This window comes from Marinobacter excellens LAMA 842 (assembly GCF_001574445.1).
Lineage (GTDB): Bacteria > Pseudomonadota > Gammaproteobacteria > Pseudomonadales > Oleiphilaceae > Marinobacter > Marinobacter shengliensis.
The window spans coordinates 1-2,333 of the sequence record NZ_LOCO01000058.1 but is presented as its reverse complement, the minus strand read 5'-3'; the positions used below and the strand labels follow the sequence as shown (position 1 = coordinate 2,333).

Sequence of the window (2,333 nt, the reverse complement as noted above, 5' to 3'; positions counted from 1 at the left end):
TGTTCGGCGACAATTAGGATGACCGGTTAGCGACAATTATCTTGGCCGGTTGGGTGTAACAATTGGCCCCTTGTTTTCCATGGTGGAGCAATGGGTGCCAGGCCAACACATAACCAACCGACAAGAGGAGCTGTTCATGCAGCACCGACAAAATGGCGCAAGCCAGGAAGTGGCTGCCGCCAAGGCGGGCATTTCCGTTCGATCCGGACGACGCATCGAGACGTCAACACAAAAACCCCGCGTTAACACCGAGCGGCAGTGGCGCACCCGAGAAGATCCACTGGAAGCCGTTTGGGAGACAGAGTTGCTCCCCTTGCTAGAAGCCAAGCCGGATTTGACCGGAACAACCCTGCTTGATTACTTGCAAGAGCAGTATCCTGAGCACTACGACCAGACCATTTTGCGCACACTGCAACGCCGGGTGAAGCAATGGCGAGCACTGCATGGGCCGGAGCGAGAGGTCATTTTTCGCCAACAGGCCGTTGTCGCACAGCAGGGATTCTCTGATTTTACCCACCCCGATAACCCGATTACGATTCAGTCCAAGGCCTTTCCACACCTGCTCTATCAATTTCGACTGGCCTACAGTGGCTGGCGCTCGGTCACCGTGGTTCAGGGCGGTGAGAGTTATGCGGCTCTGGCGACGGGGTTGCAGCGAGCCTTACAGCAAGCTGGTGGCAGCCCTGTTGAGCACCGCACGGATAGCCTGAGTGCGGCACGCAATAACCGGCAGAACGTGTGGACTGACGCTTACAGCGAGCTGTGCCAACATTACCGCATGACGCCTACCCGGAATAATCTGGGGCAGTCCCATGAGAACGGTGTCGTGGAGTGTGCCAATGGCTCGCTCAAGAAACGCCTGGCACAACAGCTGTTACTGCGCGGCCACAATGACTTCGAGAGTGTCGAACAGTATCAGGCGTTTATCGATTGTGCTGTCGACAAACTCAATCGGCGCAACCGAGCACGTGTGGTTGAAGAGCAGGCCGCCTTGCAGCCACTGCCGGAGTTTACAGCCGCCGAGTATCAGACCCTCCATCTCAAGGTGACGCGCAGCTCAACGATCGAAGTCCGCCGCGTTGTCTACACGGTGCCATCGCGCCTGATTGGCGAATCGATACAAGTCAGGCTGCATCACGACAAGCTGGTGCTGTTCGTTGGTCAGCAGCCTGCATTGACCCTGGTGCGTGTTTACCCCAAGCCTGGCGAGAACCGTGCCCGCAGCGTCAATTACCGGCACGTGATCTGCTCGCTGGCCTCCAAGCCACAGGCTTTCCGTTACTCTCAGCTGCGTGATGACCTGCTGCCGGACGACAACTACCGCGAACTCTGGCAACTCGCGGATGAGCATCTTGAACCCCGTGAAGCCTGCAAGTGGATCGTGACAACACTGCGGCTGGCCTTCGAATACGATGACGAGCAATCACTGGGGGAAGACCTGTTGATAGAAGCCCGGGCCGGCCGGTTCGCGTCAATTACCGAGATCCAGTCACGCTACCTTGGCGGTAATCCCGACCTCGAATTCTCGGCTTCAAATCAACACACCCTGGTCAGTTATGACGACTTGCTGTCTTCGATCCGCAGCCAGGAGGCGTCGATATGACCGACTCCGTCGCCTTACTGCTTAAAGAACTCCGCCTGCCGGCCTTCCACCGTCACTATCAATCGCTCTGGGAAACAGCCGTTGAAAAGAACTGGTCACACCCGGATTACCTGGCCGCCCTGTGTGAGTACGAACTCTCAGACCGCTACCAGCGTCGTACCCAGAAATGGCTACGGGAGGCAAAGCTTGCGGCCAACAAAACCTTCTCGGCGTTGGATCAGAGCGGCTTTAGCCGCCCCTGCAACGCGGCACTGGCCAAGCTGCAACAAGACAGTGACTGGGCACACCATGCCGACAATGTGCTGTTGATCGGCCCCAGTGGCACCGGCAAAACCCACATCGCCAATGCCCTGGGCCATCAACTCACCGAACAGGGGGTGCGCTGCAAGCTGTTCCCGGCCATCGCCCTGGTTCAGCACTTGCAGCAGGCTAAGCGCGATCTTGATCTGATGACCGCCATGACACGACTGGACAAGTACCGGGTCATCATCATTGACGATATTGGCTACGTGAAAAAAACGGATGCAGAAACCCAGGTTCTGTTCGAGTTCATCGCCCACCGCTATGAGAGTGGCAGCCTGATCGTCACCGCCAACCAGCCATTCAGCGAATGGGATCAAATCTTCCCGGATAACATGATGACCGTAGCCGCCGTAGACCGCCTGATACACCACGCGACAATTATCGAATTAGAGGGGGAAAGCTACCGACGACAGCAACAGCTTAAGCA

The 2,333-nt window shown here is 57.0% G+C and carries 2 protein-coding genes; both read left to right on the top strand.

The window, feature by feature from the left end; all coding sequences use genetic code 11:
• Positions 1 to 136: 136 nt before the first annotated feature.
• Positions 137 to 1,603 carry an IS21 family transposase gene (istA, locus tag J122_RS20055; protein WP_061334059.1) on the top strand — a complete coding sequence of 489 codons (1,467 nt, stop codon included), beginning with the start codon at positions 137 to 139 and terminating at the stop codon, positions 1,601 to 1,603.
• The coding region (istB, locus tag J122_RS20050) for an IS21-like element helper ATPase IstB (protein WP_061334057.1) at positions 1,600 to 2,333 on the top strand (734 nt) is incomplete at its 3' end. The genes istA and istB, both read left to right, overlap by 4 nt.

Excerpts from the sequence above, each read along its gene's own strand:
- istA (WP_061334059.1), top strand. The coding sequence starts at position 137 with ATGCAGCACCGACAAAATGGCGCAAGCCAGGAAGTGGCTGCCGCCAAG.